A 16,429-nucleotide genomic window follows, 5' to 3' on the forward strand; every position below is an offset into this window, starting at 1 on the left:
TCCCAGGTAAATTTGAAGTGTTGACAAGTAATGTAAAAATAAAATTAAAATTTCTTTTAGGTATAAATATGAATGTTAGAAAAGTTTTTCAATGTGCGTTCGTATTCTTATTTGTGTTTTCTCTAAGCACGCGGGCTCAACGCAATTATAATCCGTCGCAGATGCAGTTTAATGTTGGCAAAATTCAAATGACTATGGATAGATCGAACGGATCAGATCCTTCTTATCCGCTGGGAGGCATGCTGTCTCAATATAGCTGGAATTTAACAACTGGAAGTCCGCAAAATACAGAAATCTTTTTCTGGCCTCAGGATGAGTGGCAATCAAATATACTTTATCAAATCTATAATCCTATTTCCCTGGATGATAATGGTATTAAAGATCTGAAAGGAAATAAGCATGATTTGTATATAAGCGGTGATGCGCTGCGAAATATTGGTTATACAGATTGGGCAATTGAAACACGCCGGTATCGCCCGCCAAACATTGTTGTAGATGGTATTCAGCTTAATGCTCCGTACCAGTGGAATGTTGATCCGAATTTAAAATCTGATATTAAAATTGAGTTTGAAGATGTCTTGATTCAATTTGGCATCCGAAGCCGTTGCGAGATGATTGGATTTGCAAATCCTTACCTTGGGGATTTCTTTATCTGGAAAACCACACACAAGTTTACTGGTGAAACGGTTTTACCAAGATCAACCACTCCTGGTGGTAATCGCATAGTTGATCAAACAATTAAATTCTGGTGGCCCCTGTCGTTTAGTTTTGGTCCATCCAAAGCTGGTGAAAAAGCAGTTCAGAATACTTTTTCTTTCGAAGGTCAGGATGATCTTGATAGCTGGTTTAAAAGAAAATCGGAACTTGTAAAAGGAGGAACACGGGATTCACTTTACGTTGCGTACTATTGGGATTCTAATGAACCAACAGCAAAAGTTTATACAAATGGTTCATCAGATAATATGGGCGATCCGGATAGAACCACAGGATTTTTAAATTCAACACAAATTCCAGGATTTACTCTTCTTTATGCTGATAAATCATTTAATCAAAAAGTTGATGATCCGAATCAACCTTATGCAATGCCGCATGCAACTATAAGCAAAGATTTATGGGTAAGAAGAGATGTTAGTTTGAAAAAAACGTATAGGGGTGATGATGACCGTGGTCGCTTTCCTCTTGATGCGATCACTGAAAAATTTTCTACTCGTCCAGAGACGGGACCAATGAGATTTATAACCGTTGGACCATATGAACTAACAAAAGATTCTGCAACAAGCAGGAATGATTCGGTTACATTTGTTTATGCTGTTGGTGTAGGTGGAATAGGTTGGAATGCCGCAGATTCAATTGGAAGATTGTGGATAAATAATGAAATTTCGGATTCGGTTAAAGATGCTTGGGTAATGAAAGGAAAAGATTCATTATGGCAAACGCTTGATAGAGCTAATTGGGCTTGGAATAGATTAAACAATGGGCAGCAAATCCCAGCGTCTCCGCCGCCGCCAGATATTGATGTTGCATCGGGCCCGGAAAAAAATTATGTAAAATGGAGCTACCCGGATCCTGCTTACTTTAAAGATGCAGAAACAGGTGTAGATGATTGGTATGCCTGGCGGGTATACCGCAAACGCGGAGCATTGCTTGTTAACGATCCTTTAGATCAAAAGAGTAATGCAATTTGGAAGTTGGTATATGAAACTACTGATCGCAATGTACTTTCGTATGATGATATAAATGTTGAGCGTGGTGTAGATTATTATTATGCGGTTACTGCTGTTGATAATGGCTCGCAAAATAATTCCGGTTTATTTACAAATGCTAAATTAGAAAGTTCACGCTATGTAACCCGTTCTTTGCTGCCCGTAATTCCTTTTAAACCAGGTTTATCTGAATCCGGAAAAGTTCGTGTTGTTCCTAATCCTGCAACAGTAGCTGCAGGTGCTGGTTTGGCTGGTGGAACACCGGACAAAATTTCATTTTTCAATTTACCATATAAATGTACTTTAAGAATTTTTACAGAAACCGGCGATTTAATTAAGATAATTGAACATCAGGGTACCGCCGATGAAGAGTGGAATCAGCGCACGGATAATAACCAATATATAACTGCCGGAATTTATATCCTTGCAGTAACCGGATGCCAAAGTGTTGATGGAAATAATCTGGATGATCAGTTTGTAAAATTTGTACTTGTCAGATAATTAAAAAGTCTACTCCCAACCCTCTTATTAAAGTAAGAGGGCTTTTAATGGGTTTAATATGATGGAGTTTAATATGAATAAAAAGTTTTTTCAGGTAATAGTTGTAATGCTGATTGTCGGAAATATCAGCTATTCCCAAATTGTAAAAAAGGGGCAGGTTGGATTCCGCTTTCTTGAAAACCCGGTTTCTGCCGAAGTAATGGGGCGCGGTGGAGTTGGTATTACATCAACACTAAATGCAAATGGTATCTTCTGGAACCCGGCATTGCTTGGTTGGACAGACCACTCGGTTGATCTAAGCCTTAACCATACGCGGGGCATTGCAGATATTAATTATAGCGCTATTGCTGCAGCATTGCATGTTGGCAATTTTGGAGTCCTTGGATTTAGTTTGCTGGCAATGGATTACGGAACATTCTATGAAACACACCGCGCAGCTAACGAGCAGGGCTATGTTGAAACTGGAACGTTTTCTCCTGCGGCATTTGCAGTGGGACTTGCTTTCTCCCAGAAAGTTACGGATAGATTTTCATATGGTGTGCATATAAAATATGTTTACCAAAATTTAGGTGATGCATATGTTTCTACAAAAGGAACATCGCTTACAGATTCCGCTTTAACTTTAGAAAAGCGGAGTTATGAATCATCAAAATTTAATACGCTTCCTATTGCTATGGATGTTGGCGCGTACTACGATTTTCTTTATAATGGAATCCGCTTTGCTGCTGTACTTCAAAATATCTCGCGCGAATTCCGTTATGAAAGCGTTGATTTCCCAATGCCGTTTGCTGTAAGTTTTGGGGTAACAGTTCAGCCGTTAAACTTTTTTTATGAAGAAAGTAAAGAACACAATTTTATTCTCAGCTTCGAATCCAGGCACCCGCGAGATTTTGGCGAGAAGATAAAACTTGGTGGTGAATACCATTTTAAAGATTTATTTGTTGCACGAATTGGCTACCAGCAAAATTACGATGAACGTGGTTTAACTTTCGGTGCTGGATTTAAGTATGATGTATCCAATGTGCCGCTCCGTTTTGATTATGCTTACGAACCATTTGGGCTTTTTGGCGGAAGGCATTATTTATCACTTGGAATTAGTTATTGATCGCACTCCTCTAAATAAAATGAATGACCCCGGACTTGTTCGGGGTTTTTTATTCATCATCTACTGACTCCAATCCAAGCTGTTCATAAATCAAAGAGTGTATTGAATCATACCAACTGAAGTAATCTCCAATTTTAGCTTCGATAATTTTGAGTTCATCTTTTGTCAGTTTTCTTCCAAAGTTTTCTTCTGCAACCTGCTGAACATCGGCAAAGTTGATTGAATAGATTATTTTGTTTTCACTTTTCTTATTCATTTCTAAACCTTTCAAAGTATTTGTCTATTTCTGGCCTGAGCTCAATTCCGACTTTTTCGAAGCAATCTAATAAAGCGTGATAAGCACCAACACCACCAAGAAAATCCCAAAATTCGTTTGCTACATATATTTCTTCTTTTAAATCGAGCATTCCTTTCGCTGTCCATCTTTCATACGGCTTTGGCTCATAAGGATTATAAGGAATCGCGATAGCTGTCTTTATTTTCTCTTCAGGATTATTCGATAAAACGGCTGCTACCCATTCTAACAAAGTACGTTTATATTCCTTAAAATTTCCTCGATTTGGCTTGACTGTTTTAATATCGATTAATATCAACGTTCCATCTAAACTTCTTAATTGAAGGTCTACTTTTGTTGGTTTTACAGTTATTAACGCCCCACTCTTGCATACATTTCTAATCTGGTCAATTTCGTGAATTTTATTAGAATCAAGTTGTCCGGTAATTAAACTATCCATTATTTGTTGAATTACTTTTTGTGCCTCTTCGCTTATTTTGTTACCAGAAACTTGTTGGGATTTAGCTTCAATAAAATTGAGTTTTCCAAGCGCTACTGCGACGGGTTCAAAAATCGAATTTCCAAATTTCGAAACTAAAGATTGCATAAAAGAATAAAGCGCCATCCTATCTTTTCCCAATAACCTATAATGAAACGGCATATTGTTAGTTTCGGGTTTATAATTCTTAAACTTATTTTTTAGGGAATTCTTAATAGCATCATTAATAATTTTTATCTGATTTTCTGTAAAGGACATAATTTATATCTCTTTTAAATGGAATATTATTTCTGAATATGCCCCTTTATCTTTCTCTGTTCTATTTAAAACAGGTCTTTTGAATTGGTTTACAATCCTCATCCCCGATTTTTCGGCAATGATTGGGTATATATTGTTCTTGTCATTCGCTACAAGGAATACGCTATAGTCGTCGACAAAGAATTTTTTACAATTCAGTAAAACTTCTGAAATACCTTTAATGTAAGATTCCTTGGCTTCTTTTCCAGTTCCTTTGCACAACGGTCCAATCTCTAATTTATCATTTCTTTTAAAATTAAAAAGATCATAAGCGTAAGCATGTTGTTCGTGGTAATCAATCAATCCAACGTAAGGAGGACTTGAGAAAATTCCTTTTATCTTTTGGCTCTCTACAAGTTTACCAAACATCATATTTTTCTTTTTAATTTCATCAACCAAATTGATGGTACGTGAATCGCCAGTAATACAATATTGCGAAGTATCAGTACGAAGTTTGTTAAAATGAGAAAGTCTTACTAAAGTATCTTTGCTATATCGTTCCCACCAGCTAAGAATAGAAAACAATGGCTTACAAATCTTTCCATGCTTTGCACAAAAGTAAGTAGAAGTTATTGGTTCTTTCAGCGTTGCTAAGTCAGCGTGTGTTGTTGCCCTGCAAGATCGAATTGTTCGGCTTAAAATAATGGTTAGAACTTTTTTTGTAGAAGGATTTTTTATTTTCTTTACTAAATTAAAAGCGAAATCAATTTCTGAACGGATATGATGCAAGTACCATTTATCTAAAAACGTATCTTGGCTTTCTATCTTTAACTTTATATCAAATTCTTTTATCAACTTTTTGAATACAGGTAAAAACTCTTTAGCTTTTTCTTCACCATAAACATCTTCATCTATTTCCTTTCGTTTAACTTTGTACTTGAATTCAGGAGATGGAAAGAATTTAGTGTTAAATTTAAAAAGCTCTTCAACTAATCGAGCTTCAAACTTTATTGTAGCTAAATCAGTAATAAACCGTTTAAGAGCTAAAGTAATATTTTGAATTTCTTTGTGGAGATCGATAAAATTAGGCTTACCCACTTTTACGTTGCTAATAAGTGCATTAAAAGCGGAGACATCAATTCCTATTGCGTGTATTCCAAGTTCACTTGCTTGTACCAACGTTGTTCCACTCCCACAAAAGGGATCCAGAATTATGTCTCCTTTGTTGAAGTAAACTTCTTTTTTGAATTCGTCGGTATGGTCATCTAAAAAATATTCAACAAGCTGTGGAATAAACTTCCCTTTATATGGATGCAATCGGTGAACATGTTTTGTCGTTTCTGCTTCTTTGAAAGATTCAAAAGAAAGATGCCAGTTCAAATCATCGCCAAGCCTATCTTTCCAATTCATCTCTCTTTTCCCGTAATACGAATCGTAATAGTGTTGTAACTCGGCTCTGGAAATAGTTATTCCACCATTCTCACCAAACTTTTTAATTCTTCCATATTGGATTAAATATGAAACGTTGGATTCCGTTACATTTTTATTTATGTACGAACTTGCCCAAGTGGTTGCTTCTTTAATTGAAATCAAATCGGTCTTAGTGAATAATTCCATTTTTTCTTTTCATTTTATTCTGCTTAAACTTATCAAATTTTCCAGCCTTATTCAATTTAACTTTCGGTTACTTCCTTGCCTTTCTGTTTTCTTTTCAATAGGTTTTTACAAGACAAAATCTACATCAATAAATTAAATTTAGATAAGAGAAAAATATGGAATATGTTCATCTCGGTCGCTCAGGAGTAAAAGTAAGCCGGTTATGTCTTGGTACAATGAACTACGGCGCTTATAATTCCGAAGAAGAAAGTTATAAAATAATGGATCACGCACTGGATTCAGGAATAAATTTTTTTGATACGGCAAATGTTTATGGTTCTTTCAAAGGACAAACAGAAGAGTTCATCGGGCGGTACCTTGCACAAGGCGGGCGCAGAGAAAAAATTGTTCTTGCAACAAAAGTTTATGGCGGCATGAGTGATTGGCAGAACGATTCAAAGCTGTCAGCATATCATATTATAAAAGCCTGCGAAGATAGTTTAAGAAGATTGCAAACCGATCATATCGATCTTTACCAGATGCATCACATCGATAGAGAAACTCCGTGGGAAGAAATTTGGCAGGCAATGGAGCAGCTTGTTAAAGAAGGAAAAGTTATTTACGTTGGCAGCAGTAACTTTGCCGCATGGAATATTGCCGAAGCAATCTACAAAGCAAAAGCAAGAAATTTATTGGGAATGATTTCTGAACAAAGTATTTACAGTTTAAGAAACCGCCACATTGAGCTTGAAGTTATTCCGGCTTGCAAAGCACTTGGCGTAGGTTTGATTCCATGGAGTCCGCTTGGCGGAGGGATTCTTTGTGGAATTTTAGATAAGCCAGAAATCGGAAGAAGGGCAAGACCCGCGCTACTGGCATCAGCAGAAAAACTTAGACCACAGATTGAGAAATACGAAAACTTGTGCAAAGAGATCGGGCAAAAACCTGCTGTTGTGGCGCTTAGCTGGGTGTTAAGTAATCCAGTAGTTACTGCACCGATTGTTGGACCAAGAACAATCGAACAATTGGATGAAAATATTTCCGCGCTTGAATTCAAACCATCAAAAGAGATTTTGGATAAGCTAAATGAAATTTGGCCCGGACCAGGAAACCAGGCTCCGGAAGCTTATGCGTGGTAGTATGTTAGAAATTAGGAATCTGAAATTGGGAATTAGAAATTAGGAATTGGGAATTAGAAATTAGGAATCTGAAATTAGGAATTAGAAATTAGAAATCTGGGGAATATTAGTTAGTTGATTTTAATAGTCCGGATATAAGTAAAAGAAAAGTTCTTCCAATTTTATTTTATACTTGTTTTCCCGTCCCCGGTGGACCGTGTTCTTAAAAAATTTGCAAGGAAGTTTTTAGTAAAATTTGACAGGATTAATTTTGCACTGATTTCTGCTCGATCTTCCAATAATTTTTTTAACTCTTCTTTATCGTTCCATAAAATAGATTTTAAATGCGTCATTGCTTCAGGACTTTTTTTAGAAAGGTTTTCCACAAGCTGGTTTGTTGCTTCATCAAGTTCCTGTAAAGTAGAAAAAGTATTGGCATACAATCCAAAGTGTTTTGCCCAGCCGGCATCGCGCCAGCCTGTATCAATAGTCATCGCGCTGGAAGCGGCAATCCCAATCTTTCTTTCTACAATTGGAGAAATTACAAATGGACCGATTCCAAGGTCAAGTTCGCTCAGTTTTATAGAAGCAGTATCAAGCGCAAGTGCATAATCCGAAGCGGCAATAATTCCAACTCCGCCGCCAACGGCTTTCCCCTGAACGCGCGTAATAATAAATTTGCCGGAGTTTATCATTGCAAAAATTAATTTTGCAAAACCATGGAAAAACTCTTTGCTGTTTTCATAATATTTTAATTCAGCAAGTTCATCCAAAGAGGCGCCGGTGCAAAACGAACCGCTTCCCCCGCTTTTAAGAAGGATAACCTTGCACAGAGAATGTTGACCGAATTTAATTATTGAATCTGTTAACTGGTGAAGAAGTGATTTATGGAGTGAGTTACCTTTTGAATTGAAGAACGTGATGGTTCCTATTCCATCCTTAAGTTCCAGTTGTACATTTCCTTCTTCCTTCATTTATTACTCGCTTTTTGAAGGCTGATTTAACAAAATTTATTTTCAGATGATTCTTTAATCTAATTTTAAAATTGCAACCAGATCCCTAATATCATCAACAACAAAATCTGGGTTTTCATTCAACAAAAACTCTTTATTCCGGTAACCAAAAGTTACCGCACAGGATTGCGCTCCTGCAGCTTTACCGCATTTAATATCCAGTTCAGAATCGCCCACCATTAATGTATTAGCGGGTAGTATACCAACCTGGCGGCAAATCCTAAGCAAAGCATCCGGTGCTGGTTTAATTTTAATTCCATCCTGCCTTCCCATTATAATGGTAAAATAACTTCTCATTCCAAAGTGATTGATAATTTTATCCGCCTGATCCTGTGCTTTAGTTGTAAGTATGGATGCCGGTATTTTGTTTTCCTTTAACGTTTGGAGCACTTCAACTACATTAGGAAAAAAGTTGGAATCATCTATAAAATCAAAATAGTAAGTTTTGTACCGGTCTATAAAATATTCTATGTCGCTAACATCAACCTTAAAATCATCAAAAATATTTTTAAAGTGATGACCGATTTTTCCATTAAACTCATCTTCGGTAAAATTTGGAGTAATATTAAATTCTTCTAATGTTTTAATTGTAGCCTTGTAAATTGTAGCGCTGGACATCATCAGAGTTCCATCCAAATCGAATACTACGCTTTTAATTTGTTCCTGATCCTTCATTGAATAACTTTATTTTGTGTAGCCCAAATATAACAAAACGGTAACAATTGGAATAGTACAGTTTTCGATTGACAATTGAAGACTGAAAACCGCAAAAGATTTTTAAATCAATACTTGCCAGACCTCCTCGTTGAAAATCTATTAGATATTGGTTAAGTTTGACCGAGAAATTTTTAAAAATGGAGTAAAGAATGCCCTTAGTAGATTATCAAAAATATTGTGAAATGCTAGATAATGCCAAGAAAAATAAATTTGCTTATCCTGCAATTAACGTAACTTCAGAAGTTAGTGCCAATGCGGTATTGGAAGCTTTTGCCGAATTAAAATGTGATGGAATTATACAGGTTTCTACCGGAGGAGGAGAATTTGCATCCGGACAAATGCTAAAAGATGCCGCTCTTGGTGCAATATCTATTGCTAATCATGTGCATCTGGTTGCAGATAGATATGACATTAATGTTGCTATGCATACCGATCACTGCCCCGCTAAAAAAGTTGAACCATTCCTAAAACCTTTGATTGAAGAATCAAGGAAGAGAGTTAAAGCTGGATTAAAGCCACTCTTTAATTCACACATGTTTGATGGCAGCGAACTTCCGCTTAAAGAAAATATGGATATTGCAGTAAAGCTTCTAAAGGAATGTAAAGAACTAGGAATTGTTTTAGAAGTTGAAGCCGGTGTTGTTGGCGGTGAAGAAGATGGTGTGAATAATGAAGGCTCGCCGATAGAAAAATTATATACAACTCCAGAAGATATGGTGGAAGTTTACCACAGGTTATCTGAAGTTAAAGATGCAAAATTTATGTTTGCAGCAACATTTGGAAACGTGCATGGTGTATACAAACCTGGAAATGTAAAATTAAAACCTGTTATACTTAAACAGGGGCAGGATGCTGTTGTTGCTAAGTATGGAAAAGAAGCTTCCTTCTATTTGGTTTTCCATGGCGGCAGTGGTTCTTCTTTGGAAGAAATAAGGGAGACTCTTGAGTACGGTGTAATAAAAATGAATGTTGATACCGATACTCAATATGCGTTTACACGCCCACTTGTTGATCACTTCTTTAAGAACTATGATGGGGTTCTTAAAGTTGAAGGTGAAGTTGGCAATAAAAAATTGTACGATCCACGTACTTACTTAAAAAAATCTGAAACTTCTATGAAGGAAAGAGTTAAGCAAGCTGTGCGGGATTTGCGGGCTGAAGGAACAACTTTAGGAAGATAATTATATCATCGTACTCTTAATCAAATGGAAAAGAGTAAGAGTAAGAAAAGGAAAATGGATAGAACACGCTGGTGGTAATATCTGCGTGTTTTTGTTTTAAAGATAATCTTTACTTGACTTATACTCAAAAATACTTTGTAAGAATATTTTTTGTATATTGCAAATGAAACAGAAGTCGTTTTAGAATAAAGGTGAACCAATGGATGGATTAAGTATTAACTCAACTAGGGACAAAATAATAATTGAAATAGATAAAAAAGTATTTGATCCGCGCTTTATAAATAACCTTCTTAAAGGACTTCGGTTCGAAGAGCTTGTAGCCAGGGGGAATTTTTCCAAACAAATAGTTGATCTCTCGGAAGAGATAAAACAAAATTGGTGGAAAAAGAACAAAAAGAAATATTTACGGGGAATAGATGCGAAAAGTAGTAATTGATACCAACATTATTTTTTCAATGTTGCTATTTAAGCAATCTAAACTGCGAAAGATTTTTTTTAATCAAAATGTAGAATTTATATCTCCTAATTTTACTCTAATAGAAATTTTCAAGCACAAAAGAAAACTTCTGATGCAATCACAATTAAAGGAAACCGAAATTGATGAAATGTTCAATATGATTTCATCCCGGATAACCTTTGTTGAAGAATATCAAATAGCTTTGGAAAACAGAGCGTTAGCTTATAATTTATGTAAGGATATAGATGAGGCGGATACTCCCTTTATGGCAGCGGCAATAGAATTTGAAGCTTTTTTATGGACAAGTGATAAAAAATTAAAAACCGGATTAACTAAAAGAGGTTTTACGAATTTTTTTATTCCGTCAAAAACTGAATATTTATTGTGAACTGGTTAACACAAACTCCAATTGCTCATCGTGGTTTGCATGATAACCAAACTGTGCCGGAGAATTCCCTTCTTTCATTTACCAAAGCAATTGAAAAGAACTATCCAATAGAACTTGATCTTCAATTATTAAACGATAACAGCATTGCTGTTTTCCATGATATTAACCTTTCCAGAATGACCGGAGAACAAGGATCAATTCATAAGAAGAATAAAAACATTCTCTCATCTTTAAAGTTATTAAACACACAGGAAAAAATTCCAACTGTAGAAGAGATGCTGGAACTTGTTGCAGGAAAGGTTCCTTTACTAATTGAATTGAAAAGCCGGTTACTTCCCGGCAGATTTGAAGAAAATTTGCTAAAGATTTTAAGAAAATACAAAGGACAGTTTGCAATTGAATCTTTTAATCCGCTTACGGTTCTATGGTTTAAGCTGAATGCGCCAAAGATACTCCGCGGAATGCTTTCCCGTTCCATTTATCGGGCAGATCTTTACACTTCGTTTATAAATGCAAATTTTCTTGCTGTTAATATTCACCATTTGCCGGAAAAACTCATCTTAAAAAAAACTAAACCAATAATCGGATACACGGCAAAATCAAAAGAAGAAGAATTAAATGCAAAAAGGATTTGCGATAACATTATTTTCGAAGGATTTATTCCATAACTTTTAATCTTTGGCAATACAAATTCTTACTGAAGATTCCTGACTTTCTCCTGCAGTTCATTTATAAATTCAATATTTTTAAAAAGAATTTTAAGATTTTTTACTTATAAAGGAGAATAGAATGATGTTTAAATTTCATTTAGAAAAAACTTCAAGACATTTTGTTTTTCTAATTTTGGCTTTCCTTTTTGTTTTTAGTAATCAAACTTTTACACAATCAACAAAAACATCAGTTGCACATCCGGAATGGAGCCGCAACCAAACCATCTATGAATTAAACATCCGTCAGTTTTCTAAGGAAGGAACATTTAAGGCAATTGAAAATGAGCTGCCGCGGTTAAAAGAACTTGGTGTTGGAATTATCTGGCTAATGCCGATTAATCCAATTGGCAAAGTTAACCGGAAAGGAACGCTTGGCAGTTATTATTCTGTAAAAGATTATTTAGATGTTAATTCGGAATTTGGAACCAAGGAAGAGTTCAAATCGCTCGTGCAAAAAATTCACCAGCAAGGAATGCATGTAATAATTGATTGGGTTGCAAACCATACTTCGTGGGATAATGAATTAACAAACACACACCCGGAATTTTTTACAAAAGATTCTGCCGGAAAGTTTGTGCCTCCAGTAAAGGATTGGGCAGATGTAATCGATTTAAATTATGACAACAAAGAGCTGTGGAAATACATGACTGATGCATTGAAGTTTTGGGTGAAAGATTTTGATATTGATGGCTATCGTTGCGACGTTGCCGGTATGGTGCCAACGGAATTCTGGAATCAGGCGCGGATTGAATTAGATAAAATTAAACCGGTTTTTATGTTGGCGGAAGAAGAGAAACCGGAAATGCATTCAGCTTTTGATATGACTTACGGCTGGGATTTGTATCATTTATTAAATGATATTGCCAAAGGAAAGAAAAAAGCAACTGATCTGGATATTTATTTTCTTAAGGAAGACAACACTTATCCCGCTGATGCCTACCGTATGCTATTCATTACTAATCACGATGAAAATTCCTGGAACGGAACTGAATTTGAAAGATTAGGCGCTGCAGTAGAAGCTTGTGCTGTGTTAACAGCAACCGTTAAAGGAATGCCTCTTCTATATAACGGACAGGAAGCTGAATTGAATAAACGCCTTAGCTTTTTTGAAAAAGATCCTATTGAATGGAAGTACAGCAAGCTTGGAGATTTTTATTCAGCACTGTTCAACCTTAAGCTAAAGAACAAAGCATTATTAAATGGTAATGCTGGAGGCGAGATGATTAAAATTTCTTCTACAAATGATTCTTCAATATTTGCTTTTGTAAGAGAGAAAGGAAAAAATAAAGTGCTGGTTGTTTTGAATCTATCGGATAAAAGTCAGGATGTAACTTTAACCAACGATGTAATGAAAGATAAATATAAAAACCTGTTCACTGGTATAAAGACATCCATCAAAGCACAGTATGATTTTAAACTAACACCATGGGAATACCAGGTTTATATTAAGTAGAATAATTTCAAATAGGGTATTGATAAATATGCAGCAACAGACGATTTAGTAATTAAAGGTGAACTGCCATAAAAAATTCGCAAGTCTGCTGTAATGTATACGGCTGATGGGAAGAAATGTATGATGGTTGATGGAAGTTTTGTTTTTACATCAACCATTTTACATCATCCATCTATTTCCCGTTATTTGAAAATTTCATCAAAGAAAATTTTCATCGCTTCCCAGGAACGCTTATCCGCTTTTTCATTATATGCCACACCTTTGGTTGCATCATTACCATTTGCTGGATTTGTAAAACCATGAACAGCATCGCAATAGATGTTTAACTGCCAATCAACTTTTGCATCATTCATTTCTTTTTTAAAACTTTCCACCTGCTCAACAGGAGAATAAGGATCATTGGAGCCATGGAGAACTAATACTTTACATTTGATATTTTTTGCATCAGCAGGATTTGCCGTAGAAAGATTTCCATGAAAGGAGACAACACCCTTTACATCAGCACCGCTTCTGGCAAGTTCCAATACTCCACCGCCACCAAAGCAATATCCAATTGCAGCAATTTTGTTTTCGGCTATCATTTTATTCTTTTTTAAAACTTCCAGGGCAGCATTTAATCTCTTGCGGAATTTTGTACGGTCCTTGTAAAACTCACCGGCTAATTTCCCGGCTTCTTCAGGTGATTTAGCAACTATTCCTTTACCATAAATATCTGCCGCAAAAGCAACGTAGCCAAGTTTTGCCAATTGCTCTGCCCGCATTTTAGCATAATCATTCAAGCCGTACCATTCATGAACTACAAGAATCCCCGGTCGTTTTTCTTTGACTGATTCATCGTAAACAAGATAACCCTGAAGCGGAACATTACCCTCCTTGTAATCAATATATTCTTTGTGAATCTGGGCTTTAAGATCCAGTAATAAAAGTCCCAAAAGCAAAACCAAAAGCATCTTCATTATATCCTTCTTTTCTATTTTACAACAGAAAGGAGGTTTATTTTGTTCCTTATTATCGGGCTACTGTCCGGCAGATATTTATAGAATCCATGAAGCGCTGAATGTTCAACAGGTATTGAAAATGCAGGCTGAATTAGAAATGTCAGAGGAGATTTAATCGTCTTCAATTTGACCACAAGTTATAGAATTGTGAAGGGACAGGATATTAAAATACATGTCCCTTCTTAAATTGGATTATACTTACAACACTTAATAGTGCAGCAATTCCCAAAAGTATTCCAAGGTTTGGCAGGATTTCCAGGAAAGAAGCATTTCTCCAGAGTACTTGTAAAAAACCGTCAATGGTCCAGTAAACAAAAGTTAATTTACCAATGGACTGTATGAATGCCGGCATAAGAAAGGTTGGAAACCAGGCGCCGCCAATAGCGCTCATTCCTAAAATTAAAAATGTGCCCCATCCGTTTGCCTGTGCAGATGTTTTTGTGAATGCGGCTAAGATCATTCCAAATGATGTGCATGCAGTTGCCCCAGCAATAATTACTAAAAAAAGATTAACAACATTTGAAAAAATATCCAGCTTAAACATAAATGAACCGGCAATAAACAGAACAAAAAGCTGAATTATGCCTAACGAAATATTGAAAATATATTTGCTCCATAAAATATGAACACGGGAAACCGGTGAGGTAAGAATTCGTAAAACAACCCCGCTTTTCTTATCATCAAATAGAGAAGATGCTGATGCACTTATGCTGAACAATAAGAACATCATTGCCCAACCGCCAACACTTCGGGCAGCCCAGGGATTGGTTATATCCTTACCAACTAATTGTTCTTTTTCAAATTGAAGAATATTTGAAAAGAAGTTCTTTGAATCTCGCGAAGTATCGTTTGCAGTTGTTGCTGTATCATTTAAATTGGAATTTAATATCTCCGAAGCATCTACATTGAAATACTTGCTAACTACAATTGCCATTTCTTTGTTAAAAACATTTCCTTTATCGTTGCCAAGATATTTTTTAGATTGCTGCTGCAGGCTTTTATTAAAAATAGAAGGCAATTCTTCCATCACGGTTTTTTGAAGCATACCTTGAATCAATTGTATTTCTAAATCATTCTTCGGATCATAATAAAATTTTAATTTAAGAGCCGAGGAAGTATCGGTGTAAGCATCTTCCGGAATAACCAATCCCGCAGAAGCATTTCCTTTTCTAACATAATCTTTAATAGAAGTAGTATCGAAATTAACTTTTTTCCCCGCATCGTTTGTAAATGATTTTATAAGAATAAAAGTTTTCATTGTGTCCAAAGTACGTTCAAGTTTTTTTGCAACCGGAGCAGTGCTCTTGTTAATAAAAGCAAGGTGAATTCCCTGTGGTTGAGAGCTTCCGCTGAATATTGATCCGAAGATGAATATTAAAAAAATGGGGACCAAAAAAGTAAGACTCATGCCAACCTTATCGTTCCAGAACAAACGATATTCTTTTTTTAGTAGTGATAATATGGCGCTCAATCTCTTAACCTCCTTCCAGTCAAATGCAGGAACACAGCTTCGAGTGATGGTTTTTTTAATACGATTGATTGATATTCAATTCCACCTTTTTCCAGCTTGGCAAAAAATGAAGAAAGCACTAAACCGTCATTCGGTTTTAATTCAAAATAGTCCTGCTCATCTATCAGATCCCCAAATTGTTTAAACAAATCAGTTTGGTGGATGGTAGTTTGGTTTTTATTAATCAGGATCGTTTGTTCATAGGGAAGCTTATGGATAAGTTCGCCAACGGAACCTTCGGCAATTATTTTACCCAGATCGATAATTGCTATTCTGCTGCAAAGTCGTTCGGCTTCTTCCATATAATGGGTTGTGTAAATAATCGTTTTACCCTGTTCATTCAAGTTAATCAGGAAATCGAAAATTGCGTTTCTTGATTGCGGATCGACACCAACAGTTGGTTCATCGCAAAGAAGAACAGTTGGATCATGTAAAAGGCTGGCGATCATATTTAGTCTGCGTTTCATTCCACCGGAAAAAGTTCTAACTTTATCTTTGCGGCGCTCATACAGTTCAACCGAGTTTAACCTGTCTTTAATCTTTTCTTTTAGAATATTTTTGGGGATGTTAAAAAGACTGCCAAATATTTCCAGGTTCTCTTGCGCAGATATATCATCATATAATGCCAGAGATTGCGGCACCAATCCTATTGATTTCCGTAACTCTAAATTATCTATAGAAACTTTCTGATTGTTGATTGAAATTTCACCCGCATCAGGATTAAAATAACCCACCAATAAATTCATCAATGTTGATTTACCGGCACCGTTGGGACCTATCAATCCAAAAAACTCTTTTTCTTTTATCTCAAGGGAAATATTATCCACTGCGGTGATTGTTGGAAATTTCTTTGTTACGCTTTTTATTTGAATCATATTTTCCCAAATTTTTCTTTGTCTAAAATAATAAAAAAGTATTAATGAAAGATGATTATCACTTAATATGACGAATGGTGTCTTACATTTGTTT

Annotated in this window: 17 protein-coding genes; 8 read left to right on the forward strand and 9 right to left on the reverse strand. The window is 35.8% G+C overall.

Annotated features, from left to right (window positions below; translation table 11 throughout):
- The first annotated feature begins 68 nt into the window (after window positions 1-68).
- Window positions 69-2,204: a hypothetical protein gene (locus NTX22_08235; protein MCX6150493.1), complete on the forward strand. Its 2,136-nt coding sequence runs from the start codon at window positions 69-71 to the stop codon at window positions 2,202-2,204.
- 73 nt (window positions 2,205-2,277) lie between these two features.
- Complete coding sequence (locus NTX22_08240) at window positions 2,278-3,309, forward strand: PorV/PorQ family protein (GenBank protein ID MCX6150494.1); 1,032 nt, start codon at window positions 2,278-2,280, stop codon at window positions 3,307-3,309.
- Window positions 3,310-3,358: 49 nt separating this feature from the next.
- On the opposite strand, the gene NTX22_08245 is transcribed toward NTX22_08240, so the two are convergent.
- The 3 genes from NTX22_08245 to NTX22_08255 are packed head-to-tail and all read right to left on the reverse strand — an operon-like array spanning window position 3,359 to window position 5,936.
- On the reverse strand, window positions 3,359-3,565 hold the full coding sequence (locus NTX22_08245) for a hypothetical protein (protein MCX6150495.1): 207 nt from the start codon (window positions 3,563-3,565) through the stop codon (window positions 3,359-3,361).
- Window positions 3,558-4,340 carry a TdeIII family type II restriction endonuclease gene (locus NTX22_08250; protein MCX6150496.1) on the reverse strand — a complete coding sequence of 261 codons (783 nt, stop codon included), beginning with the start codon at window positions 4,338-4,340 and terminating at the stop codon, window positions 3,558-3,560. The genes NTX22_08245 and NTX22_08250 overlap by 8 nt, the downstream gene beginning before the upstream one ends.
- 3 nt (window positions 4,341-4,343) lie before the next feature.
- Window positions 4,344-5,936, reverse strand: a complete 1,593-nt coding sequence (locus NTX22_08255) for a DNA methyltransferase (GenBank protein MCX6150497.1) — start codon at window positions 5,934-5,936, stop codon at window positions 4,344-4,346.
- A 155-nt stretch (window positions 5,937-6,091) separates the two neighbouring features.
- Between NTX22_08255 and NTX22_08260 the strand changes: the two genes are divergently transcribed.
- A complete protein-coding gene (locus NTX22_08260; protein MCX6150498.1) occupies window positions 6,092-7,054 on the forward strand; it encodes an aldo/keto reductase in 963 nt (320 codons plus the stop codon).
- A gap of 161 nt (window positions 7,055-7,215) precedes the next feature.
- On the opposite strand, the gene NTX22_08265 is transcribed toward NTX22_08260, so the two are convergent.
- On the reverse strand, window positions 7,216-8,007 hold the full coding sequence (locus NTX22_08265) for an enoyl-CoA hydratase/isomerase family protein (protein MCX6150499.1): 792 nt from the start codon (window positions 8,005-8,007) through the stop codon (window positions 7,216-7,218).
- A gap of 54 nt (window positions 8,008-8,061) precedes the next feature.
- Window positions 8,062-8,721, reverse strand: a complete 660-nt coding sequence (locus tag NTX22_08270) for an HAD family hydrolase (GenBank protein ID MCX6150500.1) — start codon at window positions 8,719-8,721, stop codon at window positions 8,062-8,064.
- A 191-nt stretch (window positions 8,722-8,912) separates the two neighbouring features.
- Between NTX22_08270 and fbaA the strand changes: the two genes are divergently transcribed.
- The 5 genes from fbaA to NTX22_08295 all read left to right on the forward strand — a co-directional run bounded on the left by fbaA (window position 8,913) and on the right by NTX22_08295 (window position 12,952).
- Window positions 8,913-9,944 carry a class II fructose-bisphosphate aldolase gene (gene fbaA, locus NTX22_08275; GenBank protein MCX6150501.1) on the forward strand — a complete coding sequence of 344 codons (1,032 nt, stop codon included), beginning with the start codon at window positions 8,913-8,915 and terminating at the stop codon, window positions 9,942-9,944.
- A gap of 199 nt (window positions 9,945-10,143) precedes the next feature.
- Window positions 10,144-10,380: a hypothetical protein gene (locus tag NTX22_08280; protein ID MCX6150502.1), complete on the forward strand. Its 237-nt coding sequence runs from the start codon at window positions 10,144-10,146 to the stop codon at window positions 10,378-10,380.
- A gap of 19 nt (window positions 10,381-10,399) precedes the next feature.
- Window positions 10,400-10,789 carry a PIN domain-containing protein gene (locus NTX22_08285; protein ID MCX6150503.1) on the forward strand — a complete coding sequence of 130 codons (390 nt, stop codon included), beginning with the start codon at window positions 10,400-10,402 and terminating at the stop codon, window positions 10,787-10,789.
- On the forward strand, window positions 10,786-11,457 hold the full coding sequence (locus tag NTX22_08290) for a glycerophosphodiester phosphodiesterase family protein (GenBank protein ID MCX6150504.1): 672 nt from the start codon (window positions 10,786-10,788) through the stop codon (window positions 11,455-11,457). The genes NTX22_08285 and NTX22_08290 overlap by 4 nt, the downstream gene beginning before the upstream one ends.
- Window positions 11,458-11,578: 121 nt before the next feature.
- A complete protein-coding gene (locus tag NTX22_08295; GenBank protein ID MCX6150505.1) occupies window positions 11,579-12,952 on the forward strand; it encodes an alpha-amylase family glycosyl hydrolase in 1,374 nt (457 codons plus the stop codon).
- On the opposite strand, the gene NTX22_08300 is transcribed toward NTX22_08295, so the two are convergent.
- The 4 genes from NTX22_08300 to NTX22_08315 form a co-directional block, all read right to left on the reverse strand.
- The gene (locus NTX22_08300) at window positions 12,940-13,110 is read right to left on the reverse strand and encodes a hypothetical protein (GenBank protein MCX6150506.1); all 171 of its coding nucleotides are present in this window, start codon (window positions 13,108-13,110) and stop codon (window positions 12,940-12,942) included. The two genes, NTX22_08295 and NTX22_08300, sit on opposite strands and share 13 nt — an antisense overlap.
- Window positions 13,111-13,134: 24 nt before the next feature.
- Complete coding sequence (locus NTX22_08305; protein ID MCX6150507.1) at window positions 13,135-13,908, reverse strand: dienelactone hydrolase family protein; 774 nt, start codon at window positions 13,906-13,908, stop codon at window positions 13,135-13,137.
- A gap of 205 nt (window positions 13,909-14,113) precedes the next feature.
- The gene (locus tag NTX22_08310; GenBank protein MCX6150508.1) at window positions 14,114-15,421 is read right to left on the reverse strand and encodes an ABC transporter permease; all 1,308 of its coding nucleotides are present in this window, start codon (window positions 15,419-15,421) and stop codon (window positions 14,114-14,116) included.
- On the reverse strand, window positions 15,418-16,335 hold the full coding sequence (locus NTX22_08315) for an ABC transporter ATP-binding protein (protein ID MCX6150509.1): 918 nt from the start codon (window positions 16,333-16,335) through the stop codon (window positions 15,418-15,420). Before NTX22_08315 ends, NTX22_08310 begins: the two co-directional genes overlap by 4 nt.
- Window positions 16,336-16,429 lie beyond the last annotated feature (94 nt).

The organism is Ignavibacteriales bacterium (assembly GCA_026390815.1).
Lineage (GTDB): Bacteria > Bacteroidota > Ignavibacteria > Ignavibacteriales > SURF-24 > JAPLFH01.